The following is a 16010-nucleotide window of genomic DNA, read 5'->3' as shown; positions in this document are numbered from 1 at the left end:
GCTTGACTGAGACTGGGAGTTTTGGGCGATCGCTGAATTAATCTTGCCATAGTGTGTCAGTGTTTATTAGTCGATCGCCAGCTTGGCTATCCCGTGTGGTTATTGTGAAAACAGCGGTTTCGTGCTATGGAAGTTTATCTACTGCGCCATATTTTCGATCGACCTCAACTAGACAGCAGGAGTCCCGCGCTCTACCGCAGGGCGTGAGCGTCGGGAGGAATGCGCGTGAGTGAAGAGATCCACCCCTGACCAAAACCGACAATCTTTAGATGTTGTACGGGAAGGGGTGGTCGAAGAACAAACAGATTCCCGATCCTGCCCCTTGTTTTTACTATCTTCACGAAATACAATAATACCAAAGTTCGTGAAAATAATGTCCCAAGTAATCACCGCCAAGCTAAAACTAAAACTGACTGCCGAGCAAAAAGCTTTGGTGTCTCAGACTGCTTTAGCCTACCGAGATGCCTTGAATTACACTTCACAAGTTGCTTTTGATGCAGGCAAAACCAGCAATGGTGCTAAGTTACAGAAAGCGGTCTACAACGAATTGCGGGTTCGATTTGGGCTGGGAGCGCAAATGGCTTGCAATGTACCCAGACAAGTGTCTGGAACCTATAAGACTCTGTGGACTAAGGTAAAACAATCTAACGATGCTATTGCTAAAGGCTACACTAAGAGACGGTATAAAGGGCTAGACAAAGCCCCCAAATATATATCTCGAACTTGTACCCTAAATTATCAACGTGACTACTCTTTTAAAGCCGAGAGGCAAGTGAGTATCATCACTCTCCAAGGTCGAATAGTGGTCTCGTATGATGGTTACAATAAGCATTTAGATTTAATTGCTAATGGTGCAAGGATTGGAGCGGCTAAAATTGTCTATCAGCGTTCCTCCAAAATCTACTATCTGATGGTAAGTATCGAAGTAGAAACGCCTAAGATTGACCCACTGAAAATAACTAGAGTCTCTGGTGTTGACGTGGGTATGCGCTACTTAGCGGTGGAAATAGACTTGCAAAATAAGGCTAAATTCTACTCAGGGAAGAATGCTAGACATAAAGCTAACCGCTACCATAAAGCACGGATGACTCTTCAGCGTAAAGACACTCGTTCAGGGAAGCGAAGACTAATCGCTTTGTCTGGGAAAGAAAGACGGTTTATCGCTGATGTAAACCACCGGATCAGTAAGGATATTGCCAAACCTAACACCCTAATTGGACTAGAAAACCTCACCGGAATACGGGACAGGACTAGGACGAAATCGGGCAAGAAGGCAAGCAAAAAGAGGCGTAGAGCTAATCGAAATAAAGCTAAATGGTCTTATGCCGAATTGCACGGGTATATCGACTACAAAGCCAATCTAAATGGTTCGTTAGCAACTAAAGTTCCGGCTCATTACACATCGAAAAGTTGTCCTAAATGTGGACATACTTCGGATGCTAATAGACCAAACAAAGGACTATTGTTTCGATGCGAATGTTGTAGTCATGAGTTACACGCTGATTTGGTTGGTGCGCGAAATATTGCAATGAGAGCGTTGCTTGTCCGGCAAGACTGGATGAGCACGGGGAGCTTGTCAGCATCCCCTGATGTATCGAGCGGTGAAACCAAAGCCCAAATCCTGCAAAGGTTTTCGGAATTGCGGTGGAGTTCAGATACAAGCCCCCATCATAGCGGTACTCCGCTTGATGCTGGGTAGTTGACATTTTTAGTGTCCAGCCCGATGTGCTATCCGGTCGCGTCGCGCTACTAATTGACTCGCTTAGCGATCGGGGTGCAAAATACCCATTTTAAGGAGCAAATCATGCAGCCAGAACAGCGTCAGCGAGCAATTGGGGCGTTTGAAGAGTTTTTGAGGGCGCCGCTTGAGGAACGATTGCAACACCAGCAGAATCGAGTTGCCGAATCCGGGGCGATCGCGCTTTTTCAAAAAGTCGCGGCCACAGTACCAGCTTACCAGACTTTCCTAGCTGGACTCAGCATCAATCCCGCCTCAATTCAAACCTTTGAAGACTTCCAAAAGTTGCCCCTAATTACCAAAGAGAATTATTTACGCTGTCACCCGCTACCTCAGTTGTGCTACGAGGGGAAATTAGAAAGTTGCGATTTCATTGCTGTTTCATCTGGTTCGACAGGAAACCCGACATTTTGGCCGCGTTTTATCAGCGACGAGTTGCAAATTGCCGCTCGTTTTGAACAAATATTTCACGACAGTTTTTACGCCGACAATCGCTCAACTTTAGCTGTCATTTGCTTTGCGTTGGGAACTTGGGTAGGCGGAATGTACACGGCCAATTGCTGCCGCTATCTAGCGAGTAAGGGTTATCCCGTTACAGTTGTGACGCCTGGGAATAATAAGACTGAAATATTTCGAGTTGTGCAGGAACTTGGGGAGCATTTTGAGCAAGTAGTTTTGTTGGGATATCCGCCATTTATCAAGGATGTGATTGATAGCGGAATTGCTGGGGGTGTGGAGTGGCAAAAATACCGAATTAAGATGGTGTTTGCGGGAGAAGTGTTTAGCGAAGAATGGCGGAGTTTGGTGAGCGATCGCACTAATTCTGACAATCTATATTACAACTCTGCGAGCCTTTACGGTACTGCGGATGCCGGCGTTTTGGGCAACGAGACACCGCTGAGTATTTGCATCCGTCGCTTTTTAGCAAACAATCCCGAAGCAGCACGCAATTTATTCGGGGAATCGCGGTTGCCAACGCTGGTGCAGTACGATCCGAAAAGTCGCTTTTTTGAAGCGAATAATGACGGCACGCTATTATTTTCTGGCGACAATGGCATCCCGCTAATACGGTATCACATCTCCGATAACGGCGGTTTAATTTGTTACGAAGCAATGCTCAATTTTTTGGCAGAATGGGGATTTAACCCTGTGGCACGTTTGCAGCAAGAAGCAGGTATGAAAGTTTCTGATTTCCCCAGAGGCATTCGCTGCTTGCCATTTGTCTATGTATTTGGGCGATCGCACTTTACCGTTTCCTACTTCGGTGCCAACATTTACCCGGAAAATGTCACCGTAGGTTTAGAAGTTCCCACCATTCGGGAATGGGTGACTGGAAAATTTGTGCTGCAAGTCAAGGAAAATGCGGATCAAAATCGGTTTTTATCGGTGGTTGTGGAATTAGCAGCGGGGGTGGAGGGCGACGAGGAGATGCAGCAGGCGATCGCATCTTCTATTCTCGCGCAATTGCGGCGGCTAAACAGCGAATTTGCTAATTACGTTCCGCCAGAATATCAGTTACCTGTGGTGACATTAACTGCGATGGGCGATGCCGAGTATTTTCCGATAGGGGTGAAGCACCGATACAGGCGGCAGTAAACCGTGTTTTTGTGAGTAGGGGCTGGACTAAACCGTATCGGGATCAATATTTAATTCTCGCAGTTTCGCGGCCAAGCGATCGGCTCGTTGAGCTTCTTGTCCGGCTCGTTGAGCCTCTTCGTCGGCTCGTTGAGTCTCCGTTTCTGCAACCTCTTCAGGAGTAGGGACAAGCTCTCCTTCTGCTGTAAAAAAACGCAATTTTCCGCCACAAATTCCGAGACTCAAATCGAGCTGCTGACTCCGCAGATGCCCGGATTCATTCGGTGCGATTGGTTCATATTCCCCGTCAAGTAAATGAAACCCAGCTAATTCTAAAGTTTCGGGGTCAAACCAAAAGTAATCATGAGTACGAAAAGTATCTTGATAGAGTTGTTTTTTAAAGTTTTTGTCTATATCCGCTGTTTTGGGAGACAGGATTTCAACGATAATATTGGGGTACTTTCCCTCTTCATCCCAAACTACCCAACTTTTCCGAGTTTTTCGTTCTGTTCCGAGTACCACAAAAAAGTCTGGGCCTCGGAAGTCTTTCGATTTGAGTTGCTTGGGACTGTAATAAATGGTGAGGTTTCCAGCAGCATAGAAATCATTTCTATCTCGCCACAGCCATTCTAGACAGTTTAGGAGTAGGATTATTTGTCGGAGATGCAGTTCTGTTTCCACGGGAGGTTCGTCACTGTATAAATCGCCTGAAGGAAAGATAACATTTTCTGGTATCTCTTGTTCTGGTATTTCTTGGGTAGTAGCTAATTCTGCGGTTGCGGACATGGCTGCTTGGTGAGGAGTAAGAGGTTGTGTGTCTATTTTAGCAAGCTTTTCATATCTCTGCCCAGGACTATTCGGCTCTCCTGAGTTTGTGGTGATAAACAAACCGCATATCCTTACTCCAAGGGCATCACAGAATCGCGAAAAGTTGTGTCTTATAGCGTATCCACCATAAACCCAGGAGAGCCGACTATTCTGAAAGCCCGATCGCGCTTTTTGCCGAAACACGCGATCGAGCACCCAATAATTAGTTTTTAACTATTAGCAATTAGCGTTTTATTGACCGTCAGTTTGTCTGAGAGCCTCCAGAATTTCCGGTCGCTTCATGCGCGCGTAACCCCGCACTTTCCTGTCTTTGCCGATCGCCTTCAACCGCCTCAGCGAAAGACTTTCGTAGTCTTCTTCTGGGGACGGGGACGGAAACGGCAACTCCAACTGCAACTGCGGTAACTGAGGTTTCGGCTGTGCTTTCGACTGCTTCTTCGGCTGCGTTTTTGACTGCTTCTTCGGCTGTGCCTCTGGCTGTCTCTCTGAGTTAGTCGCTGCGGCTCCCAGTTGGCGTCGGAGCGTTTCAATTTGATTTTTCAGGTCATTTTCTACGTCTTCAATGGCGTCGGCAACAAACTGATTAATTGTTTGGACTGTGCGTTCTAATTTGATTGACAGTAGTTTTTCCAGTTCATCCAACTGTCTCAAAGCACCTTCAAGATTTACCTCAGAAATAACAGCCGATGTGGGCGGACGGTTGCTGCTCGATTGTTCTATTTTTTTAGCCATTTTATCTACCTTTTCATTAAATGCTTTTTCCACTTGTTCGAGCAAATGCTTAATCTGTTCTATTTGGTTACGCTCAAAGTTCTGCTCACTTATAGCTTTTACGTGTTTTTTTAGCAGGTCTTCATTTTTTTTTACAGATTGTTCTATTTGTTTTGTTAGACTATCTACCTTTTTTTGAAATGATAGCTCAAATTGTTGCAGTAGAGTCTCAATTTGTGCTGTTTTAGGAGTCGGTTGCGGAGCTAAATATTCCATTTCTGCTTGAGCAACAGCTACCTCCTCGTCGGTCATTTCAAATACCCACGCCCACATTTGCTCGGTGCCAAGTTCTTTAGCAACAATACACCAATCTGAGCCGCAGACCACTTCATATTCTTCTTCGTTGCTGTAAGCTTCGGTAGGGCGTACAATTAAAGGAATTAAGTTGCTGCCTTGCTCGATCAGACTTCTCCTGAGAGCTTCGCGGCGTTCGCGAGGAATTTCGCCCCGATGAGGCTCTGGTATGGCAATTTGGGAAGTGTAAATCTGAGTGTGACTAATTGGCTTAATCCGCAAATATTCAACTATTTGGTTTTGATCGGACGATCGATCCATCTTGTTACAAGTCCCCTTTTGTCATGAAAATCTGATGTGTAGGTATTTATGTATGTTTGCACTTTACAGCCGGCGTTTTAAGGGATGCAGGACTAACCCAAGAACTCAAATTGTAAGGTGCGAGACAAACACCTTACCCAGACCGTGGTAACTTAAAGGGTTTCTTGGGCTGAGTCTTCCAAGTCTGCGATCGAACTCAGTTATCTGGAGGAGATATGGCGTTGCTGCTGTACCTGTGCGAGGGGCTGTGCAGTGACAGCCCGGGCGATGGCGTCCCGCCCCGCAAGCTACGGCAAAAGTTACTGCAATTCCTAAAAAAGCGACTGTGATGAGTTTAACTGCCTGCGGGACACCAAGCATACACTGCTTTACTCATCTTTACTTTTTTTGGCTTAGAGACTCACTAGACCAAAGTTGCTAGTGGCGGCAGTAGTTGCGAGTTATGAGTGTTTTTGCCACTTGTCAATTATTTTAATCATTGTTTTGTCGGTTAACCCATCAATACGTTTGACCGCACTTGTAAATGACACAAACGGCTGCACCTCTCGTTCTTTGATTATTCTTTTGATTACTGGAGACTTCAAGCCCGCATCTTGAAAATTCGCCAACATTTTAAATTCATCTAGGGTATTGAGTGCTTCCAACGCCGACATTGATTCGGAAGCTACGTTTTCAAATTGTGGTATCCTCTCTACCACCACTGGTTTTTCGGGTGGCAACTCAGATTTCAACTCATTAATTCTGTTTTCTAACCCAGCTTCAACTAACAGAGGTACTTGTTGTAAGATTCGGTTTTCAAGTTCTTGTATACTCTGGGCGAAAACTTTTTGTTCACGGGCGTACTCGGCTTTTAAGTCATTAATTTGACGGGCAAACTCAGCTTCAATATTTGTTAGTCGCTGTTCTAAACTAGATGACTCTTGGGGACTTTCATTTTCACCTAAATTAGGGACTTCGACCAAAGAAACCGGGTTTTTTATTGAATCTGCAGGCTGCGACGAAGTATTTTCGTACAAAACCCCGGTTTCTGGGTTCTCAACTAAATTCTCAGTTTTGGCGGATTTCCTCAACGCTTGAACTTGCTCTAAAAGCAGTCCTTCATTTTCTGGTTCAAGAATAAATGCTCCGATTGTCTCGCCTTTCATAGGGTTGATTTCCCTGGCTCTCACCGCCGCGTAGTATTCAAAGTCTCCGTCTACTATCTCGTAGGAATCCATACCGTTGCGGCGGAGAATTATGGGGTTAATCAATCCTCCTAATTCTAAAATCAGTTGCGCCAGTTTCTCCAAATCGCGCTCGGCAAAATTGGAACGGGGAACTGTGGATGTAATCTTTTTAACTAGAACCAACGACACCAATAATTTTTTCATTATTTACCACCTATCTTTTCCAAGACTTCCATTGCTAATACTTCAAATTCTTGAGATGCGGTAGAATCTGGATTAAAGTCTAGCACGGAAATCGGATCGGCAATTTCCATATCTCCCACCATCTGAGTGTGTTCTGCACACTTAGCCAAATCATCTCTTTCGTAAATGGCGCTTTCCATGATTTCCAGTCCGTAGCGTTTGGGAATTGCATCCCTCCGCTTGGGCAAACTGTACTGTATAAATTTACTGTTAGTTGATATTTTACAAGGAAGTACGCCTAAAATTTCGAGAGGATTTATGCCCATTAGTTTCTTGAATCCATTGATTTTTCCGATAAAATCTTTGACATGAATTAATCCTTGATTGGCAAAAGGTTTTAAGTCAGAAGGAATAATTAAATAATCAGCAGCAATCAAAGCAACTCTAGCATATAAATTCAAAGATGGCGGCGTATCAATCAGTACAATATCGTAGTTTTCTTGTACTTCTGCTAGTTTTTGAATCAGAATTATTTTACTGTAATCCAGTGAGTTTAGTTCATTTTCATATTGCATTAAATCAATATGAGAAGGAATCACATCTATTGCTGGAGTGCAAAAATTAGACGTTCTCGCGACTTGTGATATTGAGTAAAAATCTGCTGACCGCAAAACGTGAAGAATATTGTTGTTTTTCAAATCATCTTGTTCTTCATCCTCAAATTTTACTAAACCTGTCGCAAATGTTGTATTAGCCTGACTGTCTAAGTCTATCACCAAGACTCTCTTACCTTTCTTGCTCAACGCAGCAGCTAAATTGACTACAGTTGTAGTTTTGCCAACGCCACCTTTGTTATGGTAAACTGCAATAATTTTCATACTATTTTGGATTTTTGGGGGAACGGTTACATCGGATTTAACTTGAGGCTTAACTGAATAATTTTCAGGTATTTGTTCCGGTTCTGAGATTTGACTTGGCTCAGGTTCTGCGGTGGCGGGATTTTTGGGCTGTACTGGGACTTCGCTAATTAACTCAGGACTAACCAAATTAATTTTACTATCTTCCAGTTCGAGATTATCGGGATTTTTTATAAATTTTAAACTATCTCTGCCAATTAAAGCGATAATTTCATCAATTCTATTTTCAATGTCTTTTCCAGCACACTTAAAGACTAGCTGAATATCATCGGCGACTCTTTGATAAATTCTAATTTCTTTACCGTTAGTTATGAGGCCGTAGCGGATGCTCAAACTTGTTAAATAGCGATGGAGTTTTCGCAGGTGGCGGTCTAAATTTTCCTTCGGATGTTTAGCCTCCATAACTACACTCATCGGCGAGTCTGCATCGACAACTATTGGGATAACTTGGGTTGCAAATGAGAGGAAGTCTAGACGAATATTCCCAAATGCGATTTCTTGGTGCCAAGTGTCGGGCGTATAACCTAACTTTGGTAGCAGATAGCTGACAATGAGTTTGCTTTCTACTTCGCTTTCGTTGCGGCAGTTATTGGGATTGAAAGTCATTCGATTTTAGATTTTAGATTTTAGATGGGGAATGACTGATTTAATAATGGTACGGATTGTGATATTGACAGTAGGGGGCGCATTCCGCCCCTTACAAAGGCTATGGATTGTAATATCGAAAAACCCGGTTGTGTTTGACAAACCGGGTTTTTTGGGGATTAATCACGCTTCAAAACTACTTTGTTTGAGCGTTAAATTCCTGCAATGTCTGATAGCCGCCAGCCGGATCGTATAGGTGACAGTTGTCGGCAATCCGCTTCATTAAAGACCAAGAAAATTCTGTTTCGTACAGATGATCTTGCCAATTTTCCTTTAAGCTGCTGTGGGCGAGGCGCAAATTGTACCAGGGAATAGCAGTTGAAAGGTGGTGGGGAACGTGGACGTTAATGTCGTGGCACAGAAACTCTACCCAGCGGGGATAATCGCAGTGAACAGTTCCCGATAGTTGCGCTTGGGCTTCGTTCCATTCTTCGGGTTCTTTAAATGAAATGTCTGGTGCTGTGTGGTGGACGATCGTAAAAGTGCTCATCCAGAAATGGTAAACCAGCCAGGGCATCAACCAAAATTTGACAAATCCCCAAATGCCTGTGGTTGCAATTAAAATCGGAAATCCGATCGCAGCACCGATTAAAACTACAAAAACTGAAAACCGCACTTGTTCTTGTTTCTGTTGTCCTTTGAACCGCCACCACATAAAGTGCACTTTTGCCCAGTGGGCGATCGAGCCGATCCACCACATCCGACCGAAAATTAAACTATAAGCTATTTGTAAAGCCTTGGGAGCAGCAGCGTAGTCTTCTGCTGTCATCGGTTGCCAAGCATTATCTTCGCCAATTTTATTGGTGTGCTTGTGGTGATAATTGTGTCCGTGCCGCCATGCGTGAAACGGATAAATTAACGGCAGAAATGCGATATGTCCGACTAAATCGTTTACCCAGCGGCGGTTAGCAAATGACCGATGACCGCAGTCGTGACCGATCACAAAAAAACCGGTTAATCCGGTTCCTGTGAAAATCCACATTAGGGGTAGTAGAAACCAAGGAGAGACTGCTATGCCCCAGTAACCGACAGCAACTAAAAGAACGTTGACGATTACTTTTGTCCAAGCTTTGCGGGGGTTTTTGGCGAATACTTCCCGCGGCAGGGTTTTGAGAATATCTTTCAGGCGCAGGTTGGAAGTGTCACTTGCGGATGTCAAATTTAGTGGTTTTTCGATCGATGCTGTCATAAACTGATTTCGATTCTCCGTATGCCATGAGGATGGCTTAACAAATTAGCGCAATAAAAAAGCGCCGTAAAATATCAGCTCGTTGCCAGCAAGCAGCAGACGAGTTGAGCTGTAGGCAAGCGCGTTTTAGCAAAAGCTAGCGATCGCTATCCGCAGTTAGGAATTTCTAGCACTTTTGGCAAAAAACACTGCGGGTAGCAAAACATTCGTTTTTATAACACAGGGCCAGGACAATTAGCATTAGCGACTGTTGTCTGCTAATTGCTGTTCCTGCCAGAAATGGGGTCGATCTCCCGCAAGCCAGCGATCGAGCGCTGTTTGAGGCTTTGCACTTCCAGCAGCAAGGATTCGATTTCCGCTTGCAAGTGCAGGAACTTAACTTGCTGATCGGCTTGGTAGGGGCACTTCACTGAATTTACTTTGCGGGCAAAACTGGTCGATAGCGTAGAAGAACTAGCCATGTCGGGATTGCTCGCGGTAACTTGAGGCCGGGAAAGAGTCGATGAATTATTTGACATTAGTAATTGGGTAGACATATCTACACATTCACACCATTAAGTTACTTTAACCTGAACCGATCGTATTAAACATCAAATTAACCGATCGAGCTAAAATTAGTGTAAATTCTTCGGCCATTGCCTAAAACCATTGACACCGTGACCCTGATTCTACCTGCTACTGACTCTGCTGCTAACTCTGCTGCCCGCGCCGCCGAGCCGAAACGCTACGGCTGGCCCGGCTTGATCGAAGCTTATCGCCCCTACCTGCCGGTGACGGAAACCACGCCGGTAGTGACCCTCCAAGAAGGCAATACTCCCCTGATTCCAGCACCTGCGATCGCCTCTCTCATTGGTCGAGACGTGCGCGTCCTGGTGAAATACGACGGACTCAACCCCACTGGTAGTTTCAAAGACCGGGGGATGACAATGGCGATTTCCAAGGCAAAGGAAGCTGGTGCCAAAGCAGTAATTTGCGCCAGTACCGGTAATACTTCGGCCGCCGCCGCCGCCTACGCCCGACGCGGGGGGATGCGAGCTTTCGTGTTGATTCCCGAGGGTTACGTGGCTTTGGGCAAGCTGGCGCAAGCTTTGCTTTACGGTGCGGAAGTCATTTCGATTGGCGGAAATTTCGATCGAGCCTTAGAAATTGTCCGCGAAATGGCTGTTAACTACCCCGTGACTTTGGTAAATTCGGTGAATCCTTACCGCTTGGAAGGTCAGAAAACCGGGGCTTTTGAAGTGGTGGACGCTTTAGGCGACGCCCCAGACTGGCTGTGCATTCCCGTCGGAAATGCGGGAAATATCACAGCATACTGGATGGGTTTTTGTCAATACCACCAAGCCAAAAAATGTTCGCGCTTGCCGCAGATGATGGGATTTCAAGCCGCCGGGGCTGCACCGTTGGTGACGGGAGAACCGGTGGCGCACCCGGACACCTTGGCGACGGCAATTCGGATTGGAAATCCGGCTAGCTGGAAACAGGCGATCGCAGCTTCCGAAGCCAGCCGCGGCAGTTTTGCCGCAGTCACCGACGCCGAAATTCTCGACGCTTACCGTTTGTTGGCATCGCAGGAAGGGATTTTCTGCGAACCGGCGAGTGCAGCTTCTGTGGCCGGTTTGCTGAAGGTGAAAGACCAAGTTCCGACTGGGGCGACGGTAGTTTGCGTGTTGACTGGTAACGGTTTGAAAGACCCGGATACGGCAATTAATCACAGCAACAATCTGTTTAAAAGCGGCATTGCTCCGACTTTGGATGCAGTAGCTGGAGCGATGGGATTTTAAAAGAAGGAAGAGGGAACAGGGAAGAAGGAAGATAGAGACAGGCAAGATGCCTGTTCCACTCTTAGTTAAAATCTCTTGTGGGGTGGGCATCTTGCCCGCCCCTAAGCCCATAGAAACACGCAAGATGCCTGTTCCACTCTCAGTTAAGATCCATTGTGGGGTGGGCATCTTGCCCGCCCCTAATCGTATCCATAAACCCCTGTGAGATCGCTTTTTTCTCGATCGACTCAGCGAGACAATTTTGTCATTATATTATGACTAGCCCTACTGCAACCCTGTTAATTGCCTGTCCCGATCGCAAAGGGCTTGTCGCCTTACTTGCCAATTTTATCGCCTCCCACAACGGCAATATCATCCACGCGGATCACCATACAGATTTTACCGCCGGATTATTTCTGAGCAGGCTAGAATGGCAATTAGATGATTTTGACTTAACCACCGAACAAATAACACCTGCTTTTACTGAAATTGCCAAGGACTTACAAGCCAATTGGCAATTGCATTTCTCTCATAAAATTCGACGCATCGCAATCTGGGTAAGCCGTCAAGATCACTGTTTATTAGACTTGATTTGGCGACAGCGAGCGCAAGAAATCCGAGGTGAAATTCCGCTGATAATCAGCAACCATGAAAATTTAAAGCCCATTGCCGCACAATACGGTATCGAGTTTGAGTATATTCCCCTTACTAAAGATAATAAAGCTATTCAAGAAGCACAACAGTTAGAACTTCTTAAAAAATATAAGATTGATTTAGTAGTTTTGGCTAAATATATGCAAATTTTGAGTCAAGACTTTATCAGGAAATTTCCCAATGTGATTAATATTCACCATTCATTTTTACCCGCGTTTGTGGGTGCAAATCCCTACGAAAGGGCTTATGAAAGAGGGGTAAAAATTATCGGTGCAACAGCCCACTATGTTACACCAGATTTAGATGCGGGCCCGATTATCGAACAAGATGTTGTGCGCGTGAGTCACCGCGATGAAGTGTCTGATTTGGTTCGCAAAGGTAAAGATTTAGAAAGAGTTGTGTTAGCAAGGGCGGTGCGATATCATTTACAAAATCGTGTTTTAGTGTACGGCAATCGGACTGTGGTTTTTGCTTGAAAATTAGGCATCATATCAATTCGGGTTTGTTAGTGCTTTGAGCAATCGGCGAGTGATATCAATTCCGGTTGCAGTCGCTACGTACAGCGAATCCCAAAGTTTTCTCAACTTGATATTTTTCATGGCTTGTGATGGGGTTAAGATTTTCCGTTGCCGTCTTGTTGCGATCGCCCTTGGGTAAATTTTCGCAAAGAGCGGCCCATACGACGAGGTTTCGGAACTTTACTTTTACCAGCGGGCCATCCTTCGCGCTGCTGGGAGCGATCGCCATCGGTTTCTTCGGTTTGGTCGTGAAACAAAATTTGTCGCGTGGGATAAGGCAAATCGATGCCGTTTTCCACAAGCTTTTTTTTAATAGCACAAATTACCTTGTCGCGCGATCGCATATCGTCAATGCGGCGCGGCGGAGCAATCCACCACCGAACGCGGATTTTGACGGTACTTTCTGCTAGCTCAAGCACCAGCACATCGGGTGCAGGATCTTTCAACACCTCCTTTACGCTGTACAATGCTTCCAGCATTAACTGCTTGGCACAATCAATATCGTCGCCGTAACCAATACTAAAATCGTATTCCGTGCGGCGTTTATCGAAAGCGGTATTCACTGTCACCGAATTCGTAAACAATTCGGCATTGGGAATGACAATCCGCCGACCATCATAGGTTAGGATTGTTGTAGCGCGGGTCTCAATATTTTCTACCGTTCCCTCAAAGTTTTTAAACACAATCTGGTCATCGATTCGGAACGGTTCAGTCAACAGAATTAGAATACCGGCTAAGAAGTTTTGCAAGATATCGCGAAAGGCAAAACCAATCGCCACCCCGCTAATTCCCAGCAGTTGCACCAAATCGCCAGCTTTCAATGTGGGAATTACAATCGAAAGAGAAATAAATAGACCAACTAGAACGATCGCACTCTGGGCTAACCGTCCTAACACCAGCCCCAAATTTCGAGCTTGGTGGTGGTGGCGGGTAACTCGCCTGACCACTCTCTTAATTTGCCTACCCACAAAGTAAAAAATTGCAAAGACAATTAACGCCAGCACAATATTAGGCAGCATGATCATAAAGCCGTCGATCATGCTCTGAATCTTTTTCCAGACTATTGATATCTCTGCCTTCATCAAGTTTCCTCGCGCATCAGTCGTTGTCGATAGTAGTAAAATTTAGCTCGATTAAGTTCTATCTAAAGACTGTAGGTGAGTACGACGCGAGGAAGATTTTTTGGCAGTCCTCAAAATTTTGAATGCGGATTATATCAATTCCGGTTGCACTCCTTATGATGTTGACTGTTGACTGTTGACTGTTGACTGTGACTCGAACAACTGAAAATTGCGCCGAGATACCGGGCGACTTGTAAAAATAATTCAGGAATTGCCATCTAATTTATCACCTGACGATGCAGCCGGAAACGATATTATAGGTTGGGATATAGTACAGTTACATCGATTAGTAGATTATCCGTAGATGGGGAATAATAAAGAAGCTGATAAATTAATGCCGCTTAATTTCAGGAAAAGCAAAAACAACGCATCGCTGACTAAATCCCACCTGCTAAGGGGACTCGCCATGCCGAAAATTCCTGAATTTTTAACTTCTAATTCCCAAAGGGCGGTAAATCGAGTAACTGATTTTTAGAAGGTGGAAGTTGGGCGGGATTTTTGCCTGGGGCAGAAGTTTGACGTATTTCCAGAGCAGTTTCGCCAGGATTTGCAGTGCGAGTAGGTACTATTTCTAAAGAATATACTGTCTCCGTTTTTGCAGGGGCAGGATTTTGGGCTTTCGTGAGCAAGTCAACGGCATCTCCGAGGGCGCTAGTTAAATTTTTGCTAGTTTCGGCGTGACGGGCTTCTTCTTGTTTGAGGGCTTGAGTGAGTTGTTTAACTTGTTCGATCGCCCGATCGCGCTCTTCGAGAACTTCTGCTAACTTAGCTTTAAGTTCGCCTACTGTTTGCAGTTGTTCCACTTCCTGCTGGCGAGCAACTCCAGCATCAGATCCTTCGGGCACAAGGGGAGAAAAATTTTGTAATTGCTCTATTTGTGCTTCCAGAGAAGCGATGGTTTGCTGAGTTAATTTGGCATCATTCCGCCGCTGTTCGGCTTCGGTATTGTAAAGTTGGCGCCACTGAGCCGCACTTTCACCGGCCTCATCGCGATCGCGCGAAACTTCTGTTAACTGCTGTTGCAGCCGCTTGATTTCATCTAACCACTGTCTGACATCCTGAGCCATAATATTGATTTTAGATTTTAGATTTTAGATTTTAGATTGGGGAATTGGGAATTGGCAATTGCGAGTTGATAATGGCTTAATTAATTAACGACTTGTGTACCTCATCTTTCGCCCCGTTGCCTGTGCGCTATGAACATTTTTTACTGGTTGCGCTACCTGATTTTAGCTTTGTTTAAGGCATTTTTGAGGCTGCTTCGAGCTCTCAAACGGAAATTTTGGGGTTTTTGGCTGTTTTGTCGGTGTTTGACTTGGGGCACGCTCAAGGAAGTCGGGGCGAAGGCGGGAGAGCAGCGTTTGCCGGGGCTATCTGCGGAAATGGCCTACAATTCTATGCTGGCGCTGTTTCCGGGGCTGTTGGCTATCTTATCTGCGATCGCTCTGTTTGAACCTTTGCAGTCAACACTTTATCAAATCGCCCGTCTTTTGGGCGAAGTTATACCCGATGACGTGCGGAAGTTGATTGGTGGCTTAATCAAAGAAATTCTGCTAACTCGCAGTAAAGGGCTGTTTTCGGTGAGCTTTCTTGGGGCGATTTGGGCATTTTCTGGAGTAATGAGCGCGGCGATGGCTGCACTCGATCGCATCCATGAAATCCCTAGCGATCGAGCTAGACCATTTTGGAAAGCAAAACTTATTTCTCTGGCGCTGAGTGTCGGCACAATTATACTATTGATTCTGGCATCGGGAGTAGTATTTGTCAGCGACTTAATTGTACAAGCTATTGCCCGCCAGAGTTGCCTGATCGAGTCCGTCGCCAATTGCGATTTAAAAGATGTTCAAAATTGCTTGATCCTCGCCGGCAATTGCCCTTTGGAGTCGCAACTGTTAGGTGTTTGGCGGCTGTGGCGGTGGCCGATTTCTTTGGGAATTATATCACTGGCTTTTGCTTTTGTTTACCGCTACGGGCCTAGCCGCCGCCTACCAGATATTCCTATTTTTTCGGGAGCTGTTTTTGCTGCTATTTTGTGGGCGCTATTTTCAGCTTTATTTCGGTTTTATGTTTTGCATTTGGGCAATTACACGTGGACTTACGGCACAATCGGAAGTTTTATTGTGTTGCTGCTGTGGCTGGATATTTCTTCTTTGGTGATGCTGATCGGCGCTCAGTTGAATGTGACAGTGGGAAAGGCTATGAAACAATCAAAATTAAAATAATTTGTTAATTTTGAATTGTTAATTGCTATTTGCCGGATGCTGGCTTACCTACGGAGTAAAGTGCTGAGTATGCCCGCAACAAAAGACAGAAAAATTAGTATCCAAATGACACCGCCGGGAATGAATGTCAAGAGGCCAACACCTCTGAGAATCCAAACTAGGAGGGTG

At 45.2% G+C, this 16010-nt stretch carries 13 protein-coding genes; 5 read left to right on the top strand and 8 right to left on the bottom strand.

From position 1 onward, the window contains the following. Window positions 1–373: 373 nt before the first annotated feature. Window positions 374–1699 (top strand): transposase, encoded by a 1326-nt coding sequence (locus QUB06_RS00495; RefSeq protein WP_333433764.1) that lies wholly within the window; start codon window positions 374–376, stop codon window positions 1697–1699. 105 nt (window positions 1700–1804) lie between these two features. Continuing rightward, window positions 1805–3334, top strand: coding sequence for a phenylacetate--CoA ligase family protein (locus QUB06_RS00490; protein ID WP_333433763.1), 1530 nt, complete (start codon window positions 1805–1807; stop codon window positions 3332–3334). A gap of 27 nt (window positions 3335–3361) precedes the next feature. Here QUB06_RS00490 and QUB06_RS00485 read toward each other — a convergent pair whose 3' ends face one another. From QUB06_RS00485 to QUB06_RS00460, 6 genes are all read right to left on the bottom strand, one after another. Then, on the bottom strand, window positions 3362–4099 hold the full coding sequence (locus QUB06_RS00485) for a Uma2 family endonuclease (protein WP_333433762.1): 738 nt from the start codon (window positions 4097–4099) through the stop codon (window positions 3362–3364). Between the two features lie 273 nt (window positions 4100–4372). Beyond that, on the bottom strand, window positions 4373–5467 hold the full coding sequence (locus QUB06_RS00480; protein WP_333433761.1) for a Rho termination factor (modular protein): 1095 nt from the start codon (window positions 5465–5467) through the stop codon (window positions 4373–4375). 440 nt (window positions 5468–5907) lie between these two features. Next, window positions 5908–6837: a ParB N-terminal domain-containing protein gene (locus tag QUB06_RS00475; RefSeq protein ID WP_333433760.1), complete on the bottom strand. Its 930-nt coding sequence runs from the start codon at window positions 6835–6837 to the stop codon at window positions 5908–5910. Beyond that, a complete protein-coding gene (locus tag QUB06_RS00470; protein WP_333433759.1) occupies window positions 6837–8339 on the bottom strand; it encodes an AAA family ATPase in 1503 nt (500 codons plus the stop codon). The genes QUB06_RS00475 and QUB06_RS00470 overlap by 1 nt, the downstream gene beginning before the upstream one ends. Window positions 8340–8514: 175 nt before the next feature. Then, window positions 8515–9567 carry a fatty acid desaturase gene (locus QUB06_RS00465; RefSeq protein WP_333064902.1) on the bottom strand — a complete coding sequence of 351 codons (1053 nt, stop codon included), beginning with the start codon at window positions 9565–9567 and terminating at the stop codon, window positions 8515–8517. A gap of 257 nt (window positions 9568–9824) precedes the next feature. After that, window positions 9825–10103 (bottom strand): hypothetical protein, encoded by a 279-nt coding sequence (locus QUB06_RS00460; protein ID WP_333433758.1) that lies wholly within the window; start codon window positions 10101–10103, stop codon window positions 9825–9827. A 120-nt stretch (window positions 10104–10223) separates the two neighbouring features. On the opposite strand from QUB06_RS00460, the gene thrC reads away from it, so the two are divergent. Both thrC and purU read left to right on the top strand, forming a co-directional pair. Further along, on the top strand, window positions 10224–11348 hold the full coding sequence (gene thrC / locus QUB06_RS00455) for a threonine synthase (protein ID WP_333433757.1): 1125 nt from the start codon (window positions 10224–10226) through the stop codon (window positions 11346–11348). A gap of 254 nt (window positions 11349–11602) precedes the next feature. After that, window positions 11603–12457, top strand: coding sequence for a formyltetrahydrofolate deformylase (gene purU, locus QUB06_RS00450; protein WP_333433756.1), 855 nt, complete (start codon window positions 11603–11605; stop codon window positions 12455–12457). A 137-nt stretch (window positions 12458–12594) separates the two neighbouring features. Here purU and QUB06_RS00445 read toward each other — a convergent pair whose 3' ends face one another. Both QUB06_RS00445 and QUB06_RS00440 read right to left on the bottom strand, forming a co-directional pair. After that, window positions 12595–13581 carry a mechanosensitive ion channel family protein gene (locus QUB06_RS00445; protein ID WP_333433755.1) on the bottom strand — a complete coding sequence of 329 codons (987 nt, stop codon included), beginning with the start codon at window positions 13579–13581 and terminating at the stop codon, window positions 12595–12597. A 473-nt stretch (window positions 13582–14054) separates the two neighbouring features. Then, complete coding sequence (locus QUB06_RS00440) at window positions 14055–14687, bottom strand: hypothetical protein (protein WP_333433754.1); 633 nt, start codon at window positions 14685–14687, stop codon at window positions 14055–14057. 129 nt (window positions 14688–14816) lie between these two features. On the opposite strand from QUB06_RS00440, the gene QUB06_RS00435 reads away from it, so the two are divergent. Beyond that, window positions 14817–15842, top strand: coding sequence for a YihY/virulence factor BrkB family protein (locus QUB06_RS00435; RefSeq protein WP_333433753.1), 1026 nt, complete (start codon window positions 14817–14819; stop codon window positions 15840–15842). The last annotated feature ends 168 nt before the right edge of the window (window positions 15843–16010 follow it).

It is taken from the genome of Microcoleus sp. D2_18a_D3 (assembly GCF_036702455.1).
In the GTDB taxonomy this organism is placed as follows: Bacteria; Cyanobacteriota; Cyanobacteriia; order Cyanobacteriales; family Microcoleaceae; genus Microcoleus.
This window is presented reverse-complemented; position numbering and strand designations above follow the sequence as displayed.

What these genes read in the sequence shown, in the direction of transcription:
- QUB06_RS00495 (WP_333433764.1), top strand. Translation starts at nt 374, where the DNA reads ATGTCCCAAGTAATCACCGCCAAGCTAAAACTAAAACTGACTGCCGAG.
- QUB06_RS00490 (WP_333433763.1), top strand. Translation starts at nt 1,805, where the DNA reads ATGCAGCCAGAACAGCGTCAGCGAGCAATTGGGGCGTTTGAAGAGTTT.
- QUB06_RS00485 (WP_333433762.1), bottom strand. Translation starts at nt 4,099, where the DNA reads ATGTCCGCAACCGCAGAATTAGCTACTACCCAAGAAATACCAGAACAA.
- QUB06_RS00480 (WP_333433761.1), bottom strand. Translation starts at nt 5,467, where the DNA reads ATGGATCGATCGTCCGATCAAAACCAAATAGTTGAATATTTGCGGATT.
- QUB06_RS00475 (WP_333433760.1), bottom strand. Translation starts at nt 6,837, where the DNA reads ATGAAAAAATTATTGGTGTCGTTGGTTCTAGTTAAAAAGATTACATCC.
- QUB06_RS00470 (WP_333433759.1), bottom strand. Translation starts at nt 8,339, where the DNA reads ATGACTTTCAATCCCAATAACTGCCGCAACGAAAGCGAAGTAGAAAGC.
- QUB06_RS00465 (WP_333064902.1), bottom strand. Translation starts at nt 9,567, where the DNA reads ATGACAGCATCGATCGAAAAACCACTAAATTTGACATCCGCAAGTGAC.
- QUB06_RS00460 (WP_333433758.1), bottom strand. Translation starts at nt 10,103, where the DNA reads ATGTCTACCCAATTACTAATGTCAAATAATTCATCGACTCTTTCCCGG.
- purU (WP_333433756.1), top strand. Translation starts at nt 11,603, where the DNA reads ATGACTAGCCCTACTGCAACCCTGTTAATTGCCTGTCCCGATCGCAAA.
- QUB06_RS00445 (WP_333433755.1), bottom strand. Translation starts at nt 13,581, where the DNA reads ATGAAGGCAGAGATATCAATAGTCTGGAAAAAGATTCAGAGCATGATC.
- QUB06_RS00440 (WP_333433754.1), bottom strand. Translation starts at nt 14,687, where the DNA reads ATGGCTCAGGATGTCAGACAGTGGTTAGATGAAATCAAGCGGCTGCAA.
- QUB06_RS00435 (WP_333433753.1), top strand. Translation starts at nt 14,817, where the DNA reads ATGAACATTTTTTACTGGTTGCGCTACCTGATTTTAGCTTTGTTTAAG.